This window comes from Microbacterium shaanxiense (assembly GCF_054779995.1).
The window spans coordinates 1-19,124 of sequence record NZ_BAAGXE010000009.1 but is presented as its reverse complement, the minus strand read 5'-3'; the positions used below and the strand labels follow the sequence as shown (position 1 = coordinate 19,124).

Here is a 19,124-nt window from a genome sequence, read left to right as displayed (position 1 = left end):
ACAACGCCGAACCGGCGCTCACATAGACAACGGAACTGAACCCAGGGCGGTTCAGAACCCAGGGCGGTTCAGTCCAAGTCATCACACCCACCGGACACCAGAGCACGCCACCACCGACCTCTTCCACGATCGCCCCACCGTTCTGAACTGCGCTGAGCACGCTGGCGGGTTCACTCGCGTGTCCCTCGACGTCGCTCCTCATGGCCAGCCAGGATGAGAACATGGCTTCCGAATCGGTATCCACCTGGCTGCGTGCGCAGCCGACGTTGACAGGCACGCCGCTTCCCGTCGTTCTCGATGACCTGCCCGCCGATCCGGCCGTGCTGTTCAGGACGTGGATCGGCGAAGCCGTGGCTCACGGCGTCCCCGAACCTCACGCGGCGACCCTCGCGACGGTCGGCGCGGACGCACGCACCCTGATCCTGAAGGACGTCAGCAGCCGCGGCTGGGCGTTCGCGGGGCATCGGGGGTCGCAGAAGGCCGAGCAGCTGCTCGCACACCCGGCAGCGGCGCTGAACTTCTGGTGGCAGCCGATCGTCCGAGCCGTGCGAGTGCGAGGCGTTGTACTGGAGGCGACCCCTGCGGAGAGTGCCGCGGACCTCGCCGCGCGCTCGGCCTCTGCTCGCGAGGGCATCACGCCCGGGGAATGGGTGCTGTGGCGCCTCGTCCCGACCAGGATCGAGTTCTGGAACGGGGCAGTCGACCGTCGACACACCCGGATCGTGTACTTTCGCGAGGGCGAGGGCGAGGGCGAGGACTGGTCGCACACGGTGACCGGCGGCGAGGCGGACGGAGAGACACAGGCATGAGCGACTACCAGGTGACGCAGATCGGTGCACCGGACGAATGGCGCGAGCACTTCGGCGGCTTCGACGAGTCCCGCTCGCGTGACGGCCGGCGCGTCGTCGATCACGAACTGACGATGCAGTACATCGGCATGACGGCGAATGCCCTCGAGCCCGGCGAGGAAGCCGGCTACTGGCATACGCATTCCCGCGTCGAGGAACTCTACGTCTTCCTCGGAGGCACCGGCCAGATGGGGCTCGACGACGATCTCGTCGAAGTCGGTCCTGGCACGGTCGTCAGGATCGGGCAGAACGTCTGGCGCACGTGGCGTGCCCGTCCGGACAGCTCCGAACAGCTGCGCTGGCTCTGCATCCGTGCCGGGGGTGAGCAGCTGCCGCATCTTCCGAACGACGGAACGCGTGCACCAGAGCGGCCCATGCCGTGGCCGGCAGCGTGAGCGCGTAGGTACGTACCCATCCCGCAACTCTCGGACTTGCCGCGCTGATCGACCCGCACCGTCGCTAGACTTCGAGCAGTGACACGGGGTGCCGCGTGAAGCGGCTGAGAACACACCCGTCGAACCTGATCTAGTTCGTACTAGCGAAGGGATGTCGCCCATGAGCGATCTTCTGTGCCCACCGTCCGCCCTCCCCGTCGTCGCCGACGCGATGCGACTGCTCGAGCTGGTGCGCGAGGCGCCGCCGCTCACGCACTGCATCACCAATGCCGTCGTCACGGGTTTCACCGCGAACGTCCTGCTCGCCGCCGGAGCGGCGCCGGCGATGGTCGACATCGTCGGCGAATCCGAGCTGTTCGCCGGAGTCGCGAGCGGTGTGCTGATCAATCTCGGCACGCCCACACCCGAGCAACGTGCAGCAGGACTCGAAGCGGCCGCAGGCGCAGCTGTCGCGGGCACGCCGTGGGTGCTCGATCCGGTGGCGATAGGTGCGCTGCCGGTGCGCACCGCCCATGCGCAGCACCTCGTCGCGCAGCATCCGACGGCCATCAGGGGGAACGCGTCGGAGATCCTCGCGCTTGCGGGGCTGAGCGCCGGTGGCCGCGGCGTGGACGCCACCGATACGCCGGATGCCGCGGCCGACGCCGCACGGCTGCTCGCGAACCGCCACGGCAGCGTCGTGGCTGTGTCGGGGCCCGTCGACCTCATCACCGACGGGCAGGACGTCTTCCGTGTCGCCAACGGCCATGAGCTGCTCACCCGCGTCACCGGTGGCGGGTGCGCACTCGGCGCCGTGATGGCGGCGTTCCTGGGCGCCGCGCGCGCGACTCGGCTCTCGCCGCTCACCGCCGTCACGGCGGCGACCCTGTTCTACACGGTCGCCGCAGAGCGCGCCGCCGCGCGCTCGTCAGGTCCTGGCAGTTTCGCGGTCGCGTTCCTGGACGAGCTCGCGGCGACCACAGCCGCCGACGTCGGTGCCGCTGCGCGCGTCGAGTACCTCGCCACGTCGATCGCCGAGGTCGCCTCATGACCGACCTGTCGCTGTACCTCGTGACGGATCCGGTGCTCTGCGGCGAGCGAGGTGTCGCAGAGGTGGTTCGCGAAGCGGTCGCTGGTGGCGTGGGCATCGTGCAACTTCGCGACAAGACCGCGACCGACGCGCAGATCGTCGAGCAGCTCATCGAGCTGTCCGACGTGATCCGCGGGCGGGCGGCGCTCGTCGTCAACGACCGGCTCGACGCCGCGCTCGAAGCCCGCGCGCGGGGCGCCCGCGTCGACGGCGTGCACCTCGGGCAGACCGATGCATCGGTCGAGCGGGCGAGGGAACTGCTCGGACCCGACGCGATCATCGGGCTCACCGCGAACACGGCGGCGCACCTCGACGCCGTGCGCGCGCTGCCGCCGGGAACGATCGACCATCTCGGGGTGGGAGTGATCCGGCCGACCAGCACCAAGCCCGATCACCCGGAGCCTCTGGGGATCGAGGGCTTCCGTGCATTCGCAGAGCGCAGCGAGTTCCCGTGCGTCGCCATCGGGGGCGTCGGGATCGACGATGTCGAGGCGCTCCGCGACGCCGGAGCGGCCGGTGTCGCCGTGGTGTCCGCGCTCTGCGCCGCGGACGATCCTCAGGCGACGGCGCGTGCGTTCCGCTGCCGCTGGCGGGGCGCCGCCGCCATGCCCCGCGTCCTGAGCATCGCGGGAAGCGATCCCTCCGGCGGTGCGGGAATCCAGGCCGACCTGAAGTCCATCGGCGCGAACGGCGGATACGGGATGGCCGCGATCACAGCCCTGACCGTGCAGAACACGCAGGGTGTCCGCTCGGTGCACGTCCCACCCGCCGACTTCCTCCGTGCGCAACTGGATGCGCTGTCGGATGACATCGACATCGACGCCGTGAAGATCGGGATGCTCGCCGATGCCGAGATCATCCGCACCGTCATCGCATGGCTCGACGACGCACGCCCGCCGATCGTCGTCGTCGATCCGGTGATGGTCGCGACGAGCGGAGACCGCCTGCTCGAGGCGGACGCGGAGTCGGCCTTGCGGGATCTGCTGCGACGCGCCGACCTGGTCACCCCGAATCTCCTCGAACTCGCGGTGCTGGCGGATGCCGCGGTCGCGGACAGCTGGTCCGGTGCGATCGCGGATGCCGAGCGGCTGTCGGCGGACATCGGCTCCGCTGTGCTCGTCAAAGGCGGACATCTCGGCGGTGCGGAATCGCCCGATGCGTTCGTCGACGCGGTGACGGCCACCGTTCAGGAGTTCCCCGGTACACGGATCGAGACCGAGGCCACGCACGGCACGGGGTGTTCGCTGTCGTCGGCCATCGCCACGCAGCGCGCACGGGGCAAGGCCTGGCCGGAGGCCGTTGCGGCAGCACGCGAATGGCTTCGCGAATCGATGCGCGGTGGGGCGGACCTGCAGGTCGGACGCGGCCACGGGCCGATCGACCACTTCGTCGGACTCCGCGCGCGAGGCGGCCTCGACACGTCTCCCACGAGCGATGAGGTCGTGACGCGGTGGTGGGAGCACATCGCCCCGACACGTACCGGCATCGACGAGCTGCCGTTCATACGCGCGCTCGCCGACGGCACGCTCGACAGAGGTGCGTTCAGCCACTATCTCGCGCAGGACGCCCTGTATCTCAGCGGCTACGCGCGCGTTCTCGCCGACGCGGCGCGGCTCGCCCCGACAGCGGCCGAGCAGGCGTTCTGGGCGAACTCCGCGCACGGGTCGAACGTCGGCGAACTCGAACTGCATGCGCAGTGGCTCACACCGCGCGACGGCGTGAGCGACGCCACGTTCTCCGCGACGCCGTCCGCCGTCACGACCGCGTACCTCGATCACCTCCGATCCGCCGCTTACGGCGGCGACTATGCACAGCTGATCGCCGCGCTGCTGCCGTGCTTCTGGCTCTACACCGATCTCGGAAGGCGACTGGGCGACGGCCGGTTCGGCGAGTACGCCCGGTCGGCGGATCATCCGTACGCGTCGTGGCTGCGCACGTACGCCGATGAATCGTTCGCCGAGGCCACGCAGCAGGCGATCGAGTACGTCGCGTCAGCGGCGACGGCATCCGATGCGGAGGGCCGGAAGCGGATGCTGCGCGCATTCGAGGCCTCCGCGCGGCACGAGCTCGCGTTCTTCGCGGAACCGCTCGCGCACGATCTCCAGAGCACCTCACACGCCCCATCCGCTCTGAGCAGAACGTCGTCCGTCCGGGAGCCGAAGGTGGTGTGATGGGCACATGACGAACGTGCTCATCCTCGGCGGAACGGCGTGGCTGTCCGGCCGTGTCGCCCGAAGGTGGATCGACAGCGGCGCAACGGTGACGTGTCTCGCCCGCGGCGCGCGCGCCGTGCCGGAAGGCGCTGCGTTCGTCCGCGCGGATCGCGATGCCTCCGAGCCGTACCGCGATCTGCACGGCGAGTGGGATGAGATCGTCGATGTCTCGCGTCATGCACATCACGCCCGCGGTGCGGTCGAAGCGCTGGGCGCGCGCACCGCACGCTGGACTTACATCTCATCGGTGTCGGTCTACGCAGACGACGCCACACCGGGCACCGACGAGTCGGCAGACACGGTGGCCCCTGCTCACGACGGCGACGAGTACGCGTACGGCGCGCAGAAGCTGGCATCGGAGGAGTCCGTCCGCACGCTCGGGGAGAGGGCTCGCATCGTGCGCCCTGGCCTCATCGTCGGACCGGGCGATCCCAGCGATCGCTTCGGCTACTGGGCGGCGGCGTTCGACCGTGCCGCGGACGGCCCGGTGCTCGTCCCTCGCGTCGAGGGCCGTGCGGCGCAGGTGATCGACATCGACGATCTGGTGTCCTTCGTCGTCGAGGGCGAGTCGTCCGCGCCGGTGAACGCGATCGGCGACGTGCACGAACTCGGACACGTGCTGAATGCTGTGCGCGCGGCGACCACGCACACTGGCGAGACCGTCACCGCCGAGGACGAATGGCTCGAGGCGCACGGCGTCGAGTTCTGGGCGGGGGAACGGTCGCTGCCACTGTGGCTGCCCATGGACATGGGCGGCTTCATGACTCGTTCGAACGCCACCTACCTCGCGGCGGGCGGAACACTGACACCGCTCTCGGAGACGATCGCGCTGATCGTCGAAGATGAACGGAGCAGGGGAGTGCACCGCGAGCGACGTGCCGGGCTCTCGCGCGACCAGGAACTCGCGCTGCTCGGCGCCCTGTAGCGGGCCGATTTGCGCACCGCGCGCCCGCAGCGCTACTGTCGCCACATGCCTTCGGCCGTATCCGCCTCACCGACACTCGTCCCGAGTGTCATCGTGGTGCGCCGACGCCGCAGCCGTCTGGGCGGCCGCCGACTCTAGGCGACCCCGTGCTCCCCGAACGTCGAACGCCGACGAGAGGGTCGAGCACCGGTGTCGCCGCCATCGGCCCCTCATCCCAGACCGTTAAGGTAGGAACATGACGTATTCCGTCGCCGTCTCCGGCGCATCCGGCTATGCGGGAGGCGAGATCCTGCGCCTGCTCGCCGGCCACCCGGACATCGAGATCCGCACCGTCACCGCGCACTCCAACGCCGGGCAGCCGCTGATCCAGCATCAGCCCCACCTGCGCTCGCTCGCGCACCTCACTCTGCAGGACACCACCCCCGAGATCCTCGCCGGCCACGACATCGTCTTCCTCGCGCTCCCGCACGGCCAGTCCGGCCAGTACACGGATGCTCTGGGAGACGTGCCGCTCGTGATCGACGCCGGCGCAGACCATCGGCTCACCTCCCGCGAGTCGTGGGACGCGTTCTACGGCGGCGACTTCCACGAGCCCTGGGCGTACGGAGTGCCGGAGCTTCCGGCCGACGGCACCAGCAAGCAGCGCGAGGTGCTCCGCGGAGCGACGCGCATCGCCGCTCCGGGGTGCAACGCCTCGACCGTGAGCCTCAGCCTCGCCCCCGGCGTCGCTGCAGGAGTGATCGATCCGAGCGGCATCGTCGCCGTGCTGGCGGTCGGCCCCTCGGGTGCGGGCAAGAGCCTCAAGACGAACCTGCTGGCGAGCGAGATCCTCGGCAGCGCCAACCCGTACGCCGTGGGCGGCACTCATCGGCACATCCCGGAGATCCAGCAGGCGCTGTACGCCGCAGGCGCTGCGGATGTGCGCATCTCCTTCACCCCCGTCCTCGTGCCGATGGCGCGCGGCATCCTCGCCACCTCGACGGCGCCGATCGTCGACGGCGTCACGGATGCCGAGATCCGCACGGCGTGGGAAGACGGCTACGCGGGCGAGACGTTCGTGCAGCTCCTGCCGGAGGGGCAGTTCCCTCGCACCGCCGACGTCATCGGCGCGAACACCGCACTGATCGGGCTCGCGATCGATCGTGCCGCAGGTCGCGTCACGGTCGTCACCGCCGTCGACAATCTCGTCAAGGGTACGGCGGGCGCCGCCATCCAGTCCATGAACCTCGCGCTCGGACTCCCCGAGGATCGGGCGCTGTCACTGAACGGAGTCGCGCCATGAGCGTCACCGCACCGCAGGGATTCGAGGCGGCAGGCGTCGCAGCGGGCCTCAAGTCCACGGGTAAGCCCGATGTCGCCGTCGTCGTCAACCGCGGCCCGCGCAAGATCGGCGCCGCCGTCTTCACCAGCAACCGCGCGAAGGCCAACCCCATCATCTGGTCGCAGCAGGTCATCCTCGACCGCACCGTCGAGGCGGTCGTGCTGAACTCGGGCGGTGCGAACTGCTTCACGGGATCCTTCGGGTTCCAGACCACGCATCAGACCGCCGAGAAGGCCGCGGAGCTGCTCGATGTCAGCGCCGGCGATGTACTGGTGTGCTCCACCGGGCTGATCGGCACGGGAGACGAGGCGTTCCGCGCCAAGGTGCTGGCCGGCACCGCGCAGGCGATCGCGCAACTGAGCGCCGACGGCGGAGATGACGCCGCGCACGCCATCATGACGACCGACACGGTCATGAAGACCGCGGTCGTCTCCCGCGACGGCTGGACGATCGGCGGCATGGCCAAGGGCGCAGGGATGCTGGCACCGGGCCTCGCCACGATGCTCGTGGTGATCACGACCGATGCCGACCTCGACGCGCTCGAGGCCGACACCGCGCTGCGCCGCGCTACCGGGCGGACTTTCGACCGGCTCGACTCCGACGGGTGCATGTCGACCAACGACCAGGTGACACTCCTCGCCAACGGCGCCAGCGGCATCCGCCCCGACCTCGACGAGTTCACGGCCGCGCTGACCGAACTCAGCGATCAGCTCGCGCTCAAGCTGCAGGGCGACGCGGAGGGCGCGAGCCACGACATCACGATCCGCGTCACGAACGCGGCATCCGAGCAGGAGGCCGTCGAGGTCGGCCGCTCAGTCGCCCGCAACAACCTCTTCAAGGCCGCGATCTTCGGCAACGACCCGAACTGGGGCCGCGTGCTGGCGGCGATCGGAACCACGAGCGCGCAGTTCGATCCGTACAACGTCGACGTCTGGATGAACGGCGTCCGCGTGTGCTCCGAGGGCGGCCCCGACCGGCCGAGGGAAGAGGTCGACCTCACCCCGCGCGCCACGGATCTGCTCATCGACCTCCAGGTGGGCGAGGCCGAGGCGACCATCCGCACGAACGACCTCACGCACGACTACGTGCACGAGAACAGCGCGTACGCCTCATGACCGACATCCAGGACACCCCTGCCGAGATCGCAGCGGTCAAGGCGACGACGCTGATCGAGTCGCTGCCGTGGCTGAAGAAGTTCCGCGACCAGATCGTCGTGGTCAAGTACGGCGGCAACGCCATGGTCTCGGACGAGCTGCAGGAGGCGTTCGCACAGGACATCGCCTACCTCCGCTACGTCGGTGTGCAACCGGTCGTCGTGCACGGCGGAGGCCCGCAGATCTCCAACATGCTCGATCGGCTCGCGATCCCCAGCGAGTTCAAGGGCGGCTACCGCGTCACCAACACCGAGGCGATCAGCGTCGTGCGCATGGTGCTCACCGGTCAGGTCAACCCGCAGCTGGTCGCGAAGATCAACTCGCACGGTCCGATCGCGACGGGCCTGAGCGGTGAGGACGCCGGCCTGTTCGGCGGCCGCCGCCGCGGCGTCGTGATCGACGGGGAGAACATCGACCTCGGACGCGTCGGCGACGTCGTCGAGGTCGACCCCACGGCCGTGCTCGATCACCTGGCAGCCGGACGCATCCCGGTGATCTCCAGCATCGCGCCAGACCTGGATCACCCAGGTCAGTCGCTCAACGTGAACGCGGATGCCGCGGCATCCGCCCTCGCCGTCGCGCTGAACGCCCGCAAACTCGTCGTCCTCACCGACGTGCCAGGGCTCTACGCCGACTGGCCCAACCGCGAGTCGCTCGTGTCGCACCTCACCTCGGCGCAGCTCACCGAGATGCTGCCGTCGCTGGAATCGGGGATGATCCCGAAGATGCGCGCGTGCCTCGACGCGGTCGAGGGCGGGGTGGATGCCGCGGCCATCATCGACGGACGCGTGCCGCATTCGGTACTCGTCGAACTGTTCACCAGCAAGGGAATCGGAACTGAAGTGGTACTCGGAGAATCAGGGGTGACGGCATGACCGTCTGGCAGGAAGACGCAGCACGGGATCTGGTACTCAACGCGGGGGAGCGCTTCGCGCTGCTCACCCGTGGTGAGGGCTCGTACCTCTGGGACGACCAGGGTGCCCGCCACCTCGATTTCCTCGCCGGCATCGCCGTGACGTCGCTGGGCCACGCGCATCCCGTGTTCGTCGACGCCATCTCGAAGCAGGCTGCGACGCTCGCACACGTGTCGAACTACTTCGCCACGCCTCCGCAGCTCGAACTGGCGGCACGTCTGAAGCGCCTGGCCGGCGCCGGCATCGACGGCCGCGTGTACTTCTCCAACTCGGGAGCCGAGGCCAATGAAGCCGCCTTCAAGCTCGCCCGCCTGCATGGTGGTGCGGAGCGGCCGCGCATCATCGCGCTGGAGAACGCGTTCCACGGCCGGACCATGGGCTCCCTCGCCATCACGGCGAAGGCCGCGATGCGCGCACCCTTCGAGCCGATGCCCGGCGGCGTCGAGCACATCCCCGCCACCATCGAGGCGCTCGAGGCGGCGCTGGACGACCGTGTGGCCGCGGTCTTCGTCGAGCCCATCCAGGGTGAGGCGGGCGTCGTCGAGCTTCCGGAGGGCTACCTCGCGGCGGCGCGCTCGCTCACGCTGAAGCACGGCGCGCTCCTGATCGTCGATGAGATCCAGACCGGCGCGGGGCGCACCGGGGCGTGGTTCGGTTTCAACCACGAGGGCATCACCCCGGATGCGATCACTCTCGCCAAGGGCATCGGCGGAGGCTTCCCGATCGGCGCGCTCGTCACGTTCGGTGCGGCGAGCTCACTGTTCACCCCCGGGTCGCACGGTTCGACGTTCGGCGGCAACCCGCTGGGCACCGCCGTCGCGAACGCCGTGCTCGGCGAGATCGAGAGTGCAGGCCTGGTGGACAACGCGGCCGCTCGCGGTGTGCAGTTGCGCACGGTGATCGAAGGCATCGGGTCGCCGCTCGTCAGCAGCGTCCGCGGACGCGGGCTGCTCATCGGCGTCGCTCTGACAGCTCCGGTCGCGGGCAAGGTCGTCGCCGCCGCGCAGAAGCGCGGTCTCATCGTGAACGCCGCGAACCCCGAGACGGTGCGCATCGCGCCCGCCCTCACCATCGGTGACATCGAGATCGAAGAATTCCAGACGCTGTTCGCCACCGCGCTCGCCGACGTGCGTGCCGAGCTCGCAGCATCCGAAACCGGGAAGGTAACCGCATGACCCGCCACCTGCTGCGCGACGACGATCTCACTCCGGCCGAACAGGCCGAGATCCTCGACCTCGCCGTCGAGTTGAAGAAGGACCGCTGGGCCGACAAGTCGCTCGCGGGCCCCCAGACCGTCGCGGTGATCTTCGACAAGTCATCCACCCGCACCCGGGTCTCGTTCGCCGTGGGAATCGCGGATCTCGGCGGCTCGCCGCTGATCATCTCGACCGCGAACAGCCAGCTCGGCGGCAAGGAGACGCCTTCCGACACCGCGCGTGTGCTCGAGCGCCAGGTCGCCGCGATCGTCTGGCGCACGTACGCGCAGTCCGGTCTCGAGGAGATGGCCAGGGGCACCCGCGTGCCGGTGGTCAACGCGCTGTCGGATGATTTCCACCCGTGCCAGCTGCTCGCCGACCTGCTCACGATCCGTGAGCACAAGGGCGAGCTGAAGGGGCTCACGCTGACGTTCCTCGGCGACGCGCAGAGCAACATGGCGCACTCGTACGCTCTCGCGGGAGTAACCGCGGGCATGCACGTGCGCATGGCCTCACCGGAATCGTATTCACCCCGCGCCGATGTCGTCGAAGCGGCCGACCGCCGTGCTGCGGAGACCGGTGGGTCGATCACGCTCTACACCGACCCGGTGGAAGCAGCGGCCGGCGCCGACGTCGTCGTCACGGACACCTGGGTGTCGATGGGCAAGGAAGAGGAGAAGATCGCGCGCATCCGCGACCTCGGCGGGTACAAGGTCACCGGCGAGACGATGAGCCTCGCGGACCCCGAAGCGATCTTCATCCACTGCCTGCCCGCCGACCGCGGGTACGAGGTCGACCCCGAGGTCATCGACGGGCCGCAGAGCGTCGTCTGGGACGAGGCGGAGAACCGTCTGCACGCCCAGAAGGCGCTTCTGGTCTGGCTGCTCCGCCAGAACTGACGCCATGTCGAGCAGGCGCACGCGTTCCCCGATCCGTTGGAAGGAACGCGTGCGCGGCAACTGGCGCCGTCTGAACGGGCCCTCACGCATCGCGGGCGTCGACCTCGCGCGCGGTCTCGCGGTGATCGGCATGTTCGCCGCGCACCTGCTGCTGACGGCTGATCGCTTCATCTGGACGGACCCGTCCACCTGGACGGCCGTCGTCGACGGACGATCGTCGATCCTGTTCGCCACCCTGGCCGGTGTATCGATCGGGCTCGTCACCGGCGGTCGCACACCGTTCCCGGGCGCACGGATGACGTGGGCGCTGTGGCGGCTGGTGCTGCGCGCGCTGATGCTGCTGGTGCTCGGCATTCTCCTGATCCTCACCGGGGTCCCTGTCTTCGTGATCCTGCCCGCGTACGCCATCCTGTTCCTGCTCGCGCTGCCGTTCACACGGCTCAGCGCACGGGTCGTGTTGTGGACGGCGGCGGCCATCGCCGTGATCATGCCGTTCGTGCAGCCCGCACTCGATGCGCTGCCGATCTGGGATGAGCCGTTCCGTGACGAGCTCGACGCCATGATCGGCTGGCACTACCCGTTCACAGTGTGGCTGGCCTTCGTGCTCGCGGGACTCGGCATCGCGCGGGCGGGGGTGACGAGAACGGCGGTTCAGGTGCGGATGCTGGTCGGCGGAGCAGCGCTCGCAGCGGGGGGATACGGACTCGCCGAGCTCACCGCGCCCGCGGGTGGTGCGTACTGGGACGACGTCTGGACGGCGGAACCGCATTCATCCGGTGTGCTCGAGGTCGTCGGGTCCGGAGGGTTCGCGATCGCCGTGCTGGCAGCATGCCTCCTGCTGTGCCGTATCGATGCGGTGCGGATGCTGACCCTGCCGGTGCGTGCCACCGGGGCGATGCCGCTCACCGCCTACACCGCACAGCTGCTGGTCTGGGCGGGTGTCATGCTGATCGCCTTCGGCGACACCACCGACTACTTCGGCTTCATCATGCTCGAGCCGTTCTGGCCCATGACGATCGGCACGCTCATCGGGTGCACGGCGTGGGCGCTGGTCCTCGGCCGCGGCCCGCTCGAATGGCTGCTCGAACGCGCGACGAGATCGGTCGGACAGGATGCCGCTGCGCGCTGAACGTCGCTCGCCAGACGGCTGTCGGCCGCTGGGCCCACTGGCGCGCGCCGCTAGGCTGGAACCATGAGCGACGCGAAGCACGACGGCACGAACGAGGGCGCACTCTGGGGCGCACGATTCGCAAGCGGACCTTCGCCCGAGCTCGCTGAACTCAGCCGATCCACGCACTTCGACTGGATCCTCGCGCCCTACGACATCGCCGGATCCCACGCGCACGCCAATGCGCTCGCCGCTGCCGGTTACCTCGAGGCCGACGAGGAGCAGCAGATGCACGCCGGCCTCGACGCGATCGCACAGCGGGTCGCCGACGGGACTCTGCTCCCTGCACCAGGGGACGAGGACGTGCACGGCGCGCTCGAGCAGGCGCTGATCGCCGAACTCGGCCCCGAGCTCGGAGGGCGTCTGCGCGCCGGCCGCAGCCGCAACGACCAGATCGCGACGCTGGTGCGCATGTACCTGATCGACCACGCCAAGGTCATCGCCCGCGACATCCTGCGCGTGATCGACGCGCTCGTGGCACAGGCCGAAGCGCACCCTGAGGCCATCCTTCCCGGGCGCACCCACCTGCAGCACGCGCAGCCCGTCCTGCTCGCGCACCACCTCCAGGCGCACGCCTGGCCGCTCGTCCGCGAACTCGAGCGCCTCGTCGACTGGCGCGTGCGTGCTGGCGTCTCGCCGTACGGCGGGGGAGCGCTCGCCGGATCCACGCTCGGCCTCGACCCCGAACTGGTCGCGCGCGAACTGGGGCTCGATCGTCCGGCGGAGAACTCCCTCGACGGCACCGCTGCGCGCGACGTCGTGGCCGAGTTCGCATTCATCACCGCGATGACCGGTGTGGACGTATCGCGCTTCGCGGAAGAGATCATCCTCTGGAACACGCGCGAGTTCGGCTTCGTCACGCTTCACGACAGCTGGTCGACCGGCTCGAGCATCATGCCGCAGAAGAAGAACCCCGACATCGCCGAGCTCGCTCGGGGCAAGTCCGGCCGCCTGATCGGCAACCTGTCGGGGCTGTTGGCCACGCTCAAGGGCCTCCCGATCGCGTACAACCGTGACCTGCAGGAGGACAAGGAGCCGGTCTTCGATTCGGTGAACACCCTCGAGGTGCTGCTGCCGGCCTTCGCAGGGATGGTCGCGACCCTCACCTTCGACACCGCGCGAATGGCCGAGCTCGCGCCGCAGGGATTCTCGCTCGCGACCGACGTCGCCGAGTGGCTCGTCAAGCGGCGTGTGCCGTTCCGCGACGCGCATGAGATCTCCGGCGCTCTCGTGAAGGCATGCGAAGCGGAGGGGATCGGACTCGAGGACGCATCGGACGAACTGCTCGCGCAGGTCTCACCGCACCTCACGCCAGAGGTGCGCGAGGTCCTGAGCATCGAGGGCTCCGTCGCGTCCCGCACCGGTGCCGGCGGCACCGCCCCCGTCCGCGTCGCCGAGCAGCGGGCCGAACTGATCGCCCGCGCGCAGGGCGCCGCACACGCGCTCGGCCTCTGAGGCGGGCACCGACTGCGCGTACCGACGCGTCCGCCTAGTGCAGGGCCTCGTCCGCGGCGCTGCGCTCCCAGCGGGTGAACCTCACGACCAGGCTCGCGCTCGTCGGTGCGGCGAGGAACGGACCGGCTGAAGCGACGGCATCCCCGTCGAACGGTGCGACGCGCACCAGGCGCCATGCGCCGTCGTCGGCGCGCGCACGCACGATCAAGGCGTCAGCCCAGCGGCTCACACGCACCGTGATCTCCGAACCGTGCCAGTCGTCGACATACCCGACCGACCAGTCGGAGCGGATGTCGGTGACGACGGCGCCGAGGCCGAGATGACCGTCGGCGTACTCGAGGCCGGCCTTCATCCAGTGCTCGTCGTCGGACTGAACGTACAGACCGGCCTGGTCGAACTGTCCTTCCCACGGTGCGCGGAACGAGACCTCCATCGCCTCACCGACCGCGAGCGGTGCCAGCAGGGCGTGCGCGTTCTCGTGCACGAATTCGTAGGCCGTGTGACGCCACGCGTCGCTGCCCTCCCGTGCGGTCACGTCGAGATGGCGATCAGAGTCACCGCTCTCGGATACGCTGCTGTCGGCAGGCGGAGTGGTCCACGTTCCCTCGGTCCAGTCGATCATGGTCGCCACGATATCGGTCGTTGACTGCACGCAGATACCACGAGATACTTGGCGCGAAGTATCTCTGAGTATCCCGCTCCGACGGAGGTCCGATGCAACCGAGTCCGTACACCCCTGGCGAGATCGCCCGCGCCGTCCCCGGACGAGGCGAGCTGATCGACGAGTTCACCGAGCGGCTGTCGTTGCTGGTCGACCTGCAGCGGCTGATCGGGCGCATCCATGTCGCATTCGGTGAGCGGGGCATCGGCAAGACGTCGCTGCTGCGCGCGTACCAGCGCCTCGCCGAGGAGCGTGACGTGCTCTGCATATGGGTGACGGCGGGGGAGCAGAGCGGACTGATCGCGCAGATCGTCGAAGGCATCCGCGAGGCGACGAACTCCTGGCCCCAGGCGACGGCCGCGTCGATCCGCGAGAACCTCGATGCGCTGACCGTCACGGTGGGAGTGCCGGGGATCGCATCAGTCAGCGCGAAGACCAAGACGCCGCCTCCTGAGACGGTCGGGGCACGAGCGCTCGAGAAGCTCGTCAGGGCGACCACCGATGATCGGCGGCGGGTGAAGGCGCTGATCCTGTTCATCGACGAGGTGCAATCGGCGGATGCCGACGGCATCCGCACGCTCGCATACGCATGGCAGCATCTGCAGGCCGAGGCATCCGACATCCCCGCCGCCGTCTATGCGGCCGGCCTCCCCAACGCACCGGAGCAGATCGCGGACGCCGTCACCTTCAGCGAGCGCTTCGCATACCGCCCGCTCGAGATGCTGTCGGTCGGCGCGCAGGTGGCGGCCCTGCGCGATCCGGCGTTCGAGCTGGACGTGACGTGGGAGCCGGACGCTCTCGAACTCGCGGCAGAGCTGGCCGCCGGCTACCCGTATGCGGTGCAGCTGTACGGAGACGCGGCGTGGGTCGCCGCAGGGCGACCGGATGCCGGTGGCACGATCACGCAGCGTCATGTGAAGACCGCGCGCGCCAGCGTCGACAGGGACCTCCGCAACCTGTTCGCCGCACGCTGGGCGAACACCACGGCGAACCAGCGACGCTTCCTCGTCGCCGTCGCCTGGTTGCAGGAGAACGGCGACGCCGCAGATCGAGGCGATCTCGCCGACGTGCTCGACGTGTCCTCTCGCAGCCTGTCCTCGGTGCGCGCCCGCCTGATCGCGAAGGGTCTCATCCGCTCGGAAGGGCACGGGCGCGTCACGATACCGGTCCCCGGCTTCGCCGGTTACATCCGCGAGCTCGAGGACGATCCCCGCTGACGAGGCGGGCGCTGCCGCGCTGATAGCCTGGAGCGCGTGTCGAATCCTGCTCTGACGACTGCTGAACCCGCGATCGACCGCACGTTCGAGAACGTGTGGGACGAACTCGTGTGGCGCGGCCTCGTCCACGTGTCCACCGACCAGGAGGCGCTGCGCGCCCTTCTCGCCGGAGACCCGATCACGTATTACTGCGGATTCGACCCGACCGCTCCGAGTCTGCACCTCGGAAACCTCGTGCAGCTGCTCACGATGCGACGGATCCAGCTCGCCGGGCACAAGCCGCTCGGTCTGGTCGGCGGCTCCACCGGACTCATCGGTGACCCCCGACCCACGGCCGAGCGCACGCTGAACACGCCCGAGACCGTCGCCGAATGGGTCGGCCGTCTGCGTGCGCAGGTCGAGCGCTACCTGAGCTTCGAGGGCGACAACGCCGCGCGCATGGTGAACAACCTCGACTGGACCGCGCCGATGTCGGCGATCGACTTCCTCCGCGAGATCGGCAAGCACTACCGCGTGGGCACGATGCTGAAGAAGGACGCCGTCGCCGCACGCCTGAACTCCGACGCCGGCATCAGCTACACCGAGTTCAGCTACCAGATCCTGCAGGGCATGGACTACCTCGAGCTCTACCGCCAGTACGACTGCGTGCTGCAGACCGGTGGAAGCGATCAGTGGGGCAACCTCACCAGCGGCACCGACCTCATCCATCGCGTCGAAGGCAAGTCGGCGCACGCGATCGGAACCCCGCTGATCACGAACAGCGACGGCACGAAGTTCGGCAAGAGCGAGGGCAACGCGATCTGGCTCGATGCCGAGATGTGCAGCCCGTACCGGATGTACCAGTTCTGGCTCGGCACGGCCGATGCCGACGTGATCGAGCGACTGAAGGTGTTCACGTTCCTCACGCGCGCCGAGATCGAGGAGTACGCGCAGCTGGTGGAGACCGAGCCGTTCCGTCGCGCCGCGCAGAAGCGCCTGGCGCTCGAAGTCGTCGCGACCGTGCACGGGATCGAGGCGACGGCAGCGGTCATCGCGGCGTCCGAGGCACTCTTCGGCCAGGGCGATCTGACGGGGCTCGATGCGGCGACGCTGCGGTCCGCACTCGAGGAGCTCCCGAACGCGACGGTCGCGGCCGGTGCGCCGGTCGTCGACGCGCTCGTGGAGACCGGACTCGTCGCGAGTCTCTCCGAGGCGCGAAGGGCGATCGGGCAGGGCGGTGTCTCGCTCGACGGAGTACGCGTCGAGGACGACACCGCGGTCATCGAGGGAAGTCTGCCCGGAGGGGTGTCGGTGCTGCGTCGCGGCAAGAAGACACTCGCCGGCGTCTTCATCGGCTGATGCCGTTCACGCCGAGTCACGCAGTACTCGCGCTGCCGTTCATCCGCACGCCGCTGGTCCCTGCGGCGATCGCGATCGGCGCGATGACACCCGACCTGCCGCTGTTCCTGCGCGGATTCGGCGTGAGCTACGCGTTCACGCACACCTACGCGAACGTTCTCTGGACGATGGTGCTCGCCTTCGGGCTGTTCCTCATCTGGCGCGTGGTGCTGCGCCCCGCGGCATCCGAGCTGTCGCCGTCGTGGCTGGCGCGCCGACTCCCTAGCGACTGGAGCACCCCCGCCGCCGATGCCGCGAGCTCCGCTGTCGGGATCGGTCAGCGGAGGTCGTACATCCCGCTGCTCATCCTGTCGCTGCTGCTCGGCGTCGTCTCGCACATCGTGTGGGACGCCTTCACTCATGACGGCCGGATCGGGCTCGAGGTCATCCCCGCGCTGGGCGAGAAGTGGGGACCCCTGCCCGGGTTCAAGTGGCTGCAGCACGGCTCGAGCATCATCGGATTGGTCATCATCGGCATCTGGGCTCTGCTCCGGCTGCGGCGCAGCGTCGTGCACGATGCGCATGATCGACTGCTGCCGACGTGGATCCGCATCGTGTGGTGGCTCTCGCTGCCGGTGATCCTCGTCGGCGCGTGGACGATCGGCTACCTGATCCACGGACCGTTCGCGCCCGGGTTCTCGGTGCAGCAGCTCGCCTACCTCGTGCTGCCTCCGGCGTGCGGGATCTGGGCGATGCTCACGCTCGGGCTGTGCGTGGTCATCGCCATCGTGGGCGGTCGGCGCCCCATGCGCGTGGTGCCGCGAAGCTGAACCCCGGCAGCGCGGGTGCCGCCGTCGCTATCGTGTGCCCGTCGACGGTGAACTCCTGGCTGTGCATGCTCAGATCGATCTCCTTCTCCGGCAGCGGTCGATCTCGGCGCGGCATTCCCAGCAGCTCGGCCGCGACGCGTCGAAGCGAGGTCGAGAGATGCCAGGTTCCGCCATCCCGTGCACGTCTTGCGAGTACCTCGCAGATCGCGGCGGCGAGCAAGTAGCCGGCGCTGTGGTCCAGAGCCTGGGCGGGAAGCACTCCTGGACGCTCGCCGTCGGGGGATTCGATCATCGCGATCCCCGATTCCGCCTGCACGAGCGAGTCGAATCCCGCGCGGTCAGGGTGATCGAGGCCCCAAGCGCTCAGTTGCGCGATGACGAGGCCGGGATATCGTTCGGCGAGAGTGACGGGGGAGAGGCCGAGGCGTTCGACCGCGGCGGGCCGGTAGCCCAGCACGACGACGTCCGCCTCCGCCAGGAGTGCAGACATCTCGGGCGAGCGCGCATCCAGCACCGTGCTGCGCTTGCCGTGCCCGGTGTCGAAATGCTGCCACTCCGGCTCGGGAAGGCCGGGCGGATCGATGCGCAGTACGTCGGCCCCGAGGAGGGCGAGCGTGCGAGTGCAGACCGGGCCCGCTATCACCCGTGTCAGATCGAGCACGCGGACGCCGTGCAGCGGGGCGGCCGGGTCGAGCAATGCGGGCGCGCTCGCCGTGGAGCCCTCGCCGATGCGGGTGATCTCGACGAGCGGTCGCCTGCGCAAGCTCGTGTCCTCCGCGGGATCTTCACGACGCACCGCGACGGCGAGACCTCCCGCACCCGTGATGCGGGAGACGGACTCTCGGACGGATGCCGCGGCGATCACCGCGCGCAGGTCGTCCGTGCTCACGTCCGACGGAACGTCGAGCGCACCACAGAGTGCGCGTGCATGGTGGGGGTAATTGCCGTGCGTGCGCAGCCAGCCGTCGGTGGCACGCCAGAAACCGGAGTAGGGCGACCACACCTGGGGCACCTCGCCGTCCACGCGCAGTACCCGATCGCTGCGGTAGGCGATCGCGATCCTGTCGGTATCCGGCTCCCGGTCGAGGCCGATGCTGCGCAGCACGGCCCTGATACTCGACATGGCGAGAATGTCGGTCGCGAGTCGGGAGGGGAGCGGCGATGAGGCGTTCATATGGTCGCGATCGTACGCCCGAGCGGGGTGGATCGACCAGAAACCAGAGGTGACCAGGACTGATGTTCAGAAGCGGCCTCAGCGACACGCCCGGGATGGCGCCGAGATTTGCCGGGTCCCCGGATCCCACGTAAGTTATTACCTGTTCGCCCCACAGGGTTGAGCAAGGGCCAAGGCCCAGCTCCCCTCAAGCGGTTGAACACCTCCCCAACACAGAAGATCACCTCGGTGAGATGCTGTGCGGGGATGCTCTGTGGTTCCGCAGATCGCACCGAGTTCGCTCGGATCGCCGATTTGACAAACGGATGCCACGGGGTAAGATTGAGAAGTTGCCCTTCGGGCCTGGTTGTGATGACTGGGTCGGGGGA

17 protein-coding genes and 1 riboswitch are annotated in these 19,124 nt (G+C 69.1%); of the genes, 15 read left to right on the top strand and 2 right to left on the bottom strand.

Annotated elements, in window-relative coordinates:
• The first annotated feature begins 221 nt into the window (after positions 1 to 221).
• The 12 genes from ACYVG2_RS18960 to argH all read left to right on the top strand — a co-directional run bounded on the left by ACYVG2_RS18960 (position 222) and on the right by argH (position 13,557).
• Entirely contained in the window at positions 222 to 809 is a 588-nt protein-coding gene (locus ACYVG2_RS18960) for a pyridoxamine 5'-phosphate oxidase family protein (protein WP_460782415.1), read from the top strand.
• A complete protein-coding gene (locus ACYVG2_RS18955) occupies positions 806 to 1,243 on the top strand; it encodes a cupin domain-containing protein (RefSeq protein ID WP_460782414.1) in 438 nt (145 codons plus the stop codon). Before ACYVG2_RS18960 ends, ACYVG2_RS18955 begins: the two co-directional genes overlap by 4 nt.
• Positions 1,244 to 1,317: 74 nt before the next feature.
• Positions 1,318 to 1,412, top strand: a riboswitch (TPP riboswitch).
• Positions 1,404 to 2,273, top strand: a complete 870-nt coding sequence (gene thiM / locus ACYVG2_RS18950) for a hydroxyethylthiazole kinase (RefSeq protein WP_460782413.1) — start codon at positions 1,404 to 1,406, stop codon at positions 2,271 to 2,273. Its footprint overlaps the riboswitch before it by 9 nt.
• Positions 2,270 to 4,483 carry a bifunctional hydroxymethylpyrimidine kinase/phosphomethylpyrimidine kinase gene (locus ACYVG2_RS18945; protein ID WP_460782411.1) on the top strand — a complete coding sequence of 738 codons (2,214 nt, stop codon included), beginning with the start codon at positions 2,270 to 2,272 and terminating at the stop codon, positions 4,481 to 4,483. Before thiM ends, ACYVG2_RS18945 begins: the two co-directional genes overlap by 4 nt.
• Positions 4,484 to 4,490: 7 nt before the next feature.
• Positions 4,491 to 5,450 (top strand): NAD-dependent epimerase/dehydratase family protein, encoded by a 960-nt coding sequence (locus ACYVG2_RS18940; RefSeq protein WP_460782410.1) that lies wholly within the window; start codon positions 4,491 to 4,493, stop codon positions 5,448 to 5,450.
• Between the two features lie 235 nt (positions 5,451 to 5,685).
• Complete coding sequence (argC, locus tag ACYVG2_RS18935) at positions 5,686 to 6,732, top strand: N-acetyl-gamma-glutamyl-phosphate reductase (RefSeq protein WP_460782409.1); 1,047 nt, start codon at positions 5,686 to 5,688, stop codon at positions 6,730 to 6,732.
• Positions 6,729 to 7,886: a bifunctional glutamate N-acetyltransferase/amino-acid acetyltransferase ArgJ gene (gene argJ / locus ACYVG2_RS18930; protein WP_460782408.1), complete on the top strand. Its 1,158-nt coding sequence runs from the start codon at positions 6,729 to 6,731 to the stop codon at positions 7,884 to 7,886. The genes argC and argJ overlap by 4 nt, the downstream gene beginning before the upstream one ends.
• Positions 7,883 to 8,800, top strand: a complete 918-nt coding sequence (gene argB / locus ACYVG2_RS18925; protein ID WP_033106897.1) for an acetylglutamate kinase — start codon at positions 7,883 to 7,885, stop codon at positions 8,798 to 8,800. The genes argJ and argB overlap by 4 nt, the downstream gene beginning before the upstream one ends.
• Positions 8,797 to 10,014, top strand: a complete 1,218-nt coding sequence (locus ACYVG2_RS18920; RefSeq protein WP_448967780.1) for an acetylornithine transaminase — start codon at positions 8,797 to 8,799, stop codon at positions 10,012 to 10,014. The genes argB and ACYVG2_RS18920 overlap by 4 nt, the downstream gene beginning before the upstream one ends.
• The gene (gene argF / locus ACYVG2_RS18915) at positions 10,011 to 10,934 is read left to right on the top strand and encodes an ornithine carbamoyltransferase (protein ID WP_460782407.1); all 924 of its coding nucleotides are present in this window, start codon (positions 10,011 to 10,013) and stop codon (positions 10,932 to 10,934) included. Before ACYVG2_RS18920 ends, argF begins: the two co-directional genes overlap by 4 nt.
• A 4-nt stretch (positions 10,935 to 10,938) precedes the next feature.
• Positions 10,939 to 12,063: a heparan-alpha-glucosaminide N-acetyltransferase domain-containing protein gene (locus ACYVG2_RS18910; protein WP_460782406.1), complete on the top strand. Its 1,125-nt coding sequence runs from the start codon at positions 10,939 to 10,941 to the stop codon at positions 12,061 to 12,063.
• A 63-nt stretch (positions 12,064 to 12,126) separates the two neighbouring features.
• Positions 12,127 to 13,557 carry an argininosuccinate lyase gene (gene argH / locus ACYVG2_RS18905; RefSeq protein ID WP_460782405.1) on the top strand — a complete coding sequence of 477 codons (1,431 nt, stop codon included), beginning with the start codon at positions 12,127 to 12,129 and terminating at the stop codon, positions 13,555 to 13,557.
• A 34-nt stretch (positions 13,558 to 13,591) separates the two neighbouring features.
• Here the strand turns inward: argH and ACYVG2_RS18900 are convergent, their stop codons facing one another.
• Complete coding sequence (locus ACYVG2_RS18900; RefSeq protein ID WP_460782404.1) at positions 13,592 to 14,179, bottom strand: DUF1349 domain-containing protein; 588 nt, start codon at positions 14,177 to 14,179, stop codon at positions 13,592 to 13,594.
• 92 nt (positions 14,180 to 14,271) lie between these two features.
• Between ACYVG2_RS18900 and ACYVG2_RS18895 the strand changes: the two genes are divergently transcribed.
• The 3 genes from ACYVG2_RS18895 to ACYVG2_RS18885 are packed head-to-tail and all read left to right on the top strand — an operon-like array spanning position 14,272 to position 17,582.
• Positions 14,272 to 15,435, top strand: a complete 1,164-nt coding sequence (locus ACYVG2_RS18895) for an ATP-binding protein (protein WP_448967785.1) — start codon at positions 14,272 to 14,274, stop codon at positions 15,433 to 15,435.
• Positions 15,436 to 15,471: 36 nt separating this feature from the next.
• The gene (gene tyrS, locus ACYVG2_RS18890; RefSeq protein WP_460782402.1) at positions 15,472 to 16,773 is read left to right on the top strand and encodes a tyrosine--tRNA ligase; all 1,302 of its coding nucleotides are present in this window, start codon (positions 15,472 to 15,474) and stop codon (positions 16,771 to 16,773) included.
• Positions 16,773 to 17,582: a DUF4184 family protein gene (locus ACYVG2_RS18885; protein ID WP_460782401.1), complete on the top strand. Its 810-nt coding sequence runs from the start codon at positions 16,773 to 16,775 to the stop codon at positions 17,580 to 17,582. The genes tyrS and ACYVG2_RS18885 overlap by 1 nt, the downstream gene beginning before the upstream one ends.
• Here ACYVG2_RS18885 and ACYVG2_RS18880 read toward each other — a convergent pair.
• Positions 17,530 to 18,705 (bottom strand): CoA transferase, encoded by a 1,176-nt coding sequence (locus ACYVG2_RS18880; protein ID WP_460782400.1) that lies wholly within the window; start codon positions 18,703 to 18,705, stop codon positions 17,530 to 17,532. The genes ACYVG2_RS18885 and ACYVG2_RS18880 overlap by 53 nt on opposite strands.
• Positions 18,706 to 19,124 lie beyond the last annotated feature (419 nt).

Excerpts from the sequence above, each read along its gene's own strand:
- argC (WP_460782409.1), top strand. The coding sequence starts at position 5,686 with ATGACGTATTCCGTCGCCGTCTCCGGCGCATCCGGCTATGCGGGAGGC.
- ACYVG2_RS18920 (WP_448967780.1), top strand. The coding sequence starts at position 8,797 with ATGACCGTCTGGCAGGAAGACGCAGCACGGGATCTGGTACTCAACGCG.
- argB (WP_033106897.1), top strand. The coding sequence starts at position 7,883 with ATGACCGACATCCAGGACACCCCTGCCGAGATCGCAGCGGTCAAGGCG.
- thiM (WP_460782413.1), top strand. The coding sequence starts at position 1,404 with ATGAGCGATCTTCTGTGCCCACCGTCCGCCCTCCCCGTCGTCGCCGAC.
- ACYVG2_RS18885 (WP_460782401.1), top strand. The coding sequence starts at position 16,773 with ATGCCGTTCACGCCGAGTCACGCAGTACTCGCGCTGCCGTTCATCCGC.
- ACYVG2_RS18945 (WP_460782411.1), top strand. The coding sequence starts at position 2,270 with ATGACCGACCTGTCGCTGTACCTCGTGACGGATCCGGTGCTCTGCGGC.
- ACYVG2_RS18960 (WP_460782415.1), top strand. The coding sequence starts at position 222 with ATGGCTTCCGAATCGGTATCCACCTGGCTGCGTGCGCAGCCGACGTTG.
- ACYVG2_RS18910 (WP_460782406.1), top strand. The coding sequence starts at position 10,939 with ATGTCGAGCAGGCGCACGCGTTCCCCGATCCGTTGGAAGGAACGCGTG.
- ACYVG2_RS18900 (WP_460782404.1), bottom strand. The coding sequence starts at position 14,179 with ATGATCGACTGGACCGAGGGAACGTGGACCACTCCGCCTGCCGACAGC.
- ACYVG2_RS18895 (WP_448967785.1), top strand. The coding sequence starts at position 14,272 with ATGCAACCGAGTCCGTACACCCCTGGCGAGATCGCCCGCGCCGTCCCC.
- ACYVG2_RS18955 (WP_460782414.1), top strand. The coding sequence starts at position 806 with ATGAGCGACTACCAGGTGACGCAGATCGGTGCACCGGACGAATGGCGC.
- argF (WP_460782407.1), top strand. The coding sequence starts at position 10,011 with ATGACCCGCCACCTGCTGCGCGACGACGATCTCACTCCGGCCGAACAG.
- ACYVG2_RS18880 (WP_460782400.1), bottom strand. The coding sequence starts at position 18,705 with ATGTCGAGTATCAGGGCCGTGCTGCGCAGCATCGGCCTCGACCGGGAG.
- argJ (WP_460782408.1), top strand. The coding sequence starts at position 6,729 with ATGAGCGTCACCGCACCGCAGGGATTCGAGGCGGCAGGCGTCGCAGCG.
- ACYVG2_RS18940 (WP_460782410.1), top strand. The coding sequence starts at position 4,491 with ATGACGAACGTGCTCATCCTCGGCGGAACGGCGTGGCTGTCCGGCCGT.
- argH (WP_460782405.1), top strand. The coding sequence starts at position 12,127 with ATGAGCGACGCGAAGCACGACGGCACGAACGAGGGCGCACTCTGGGGC.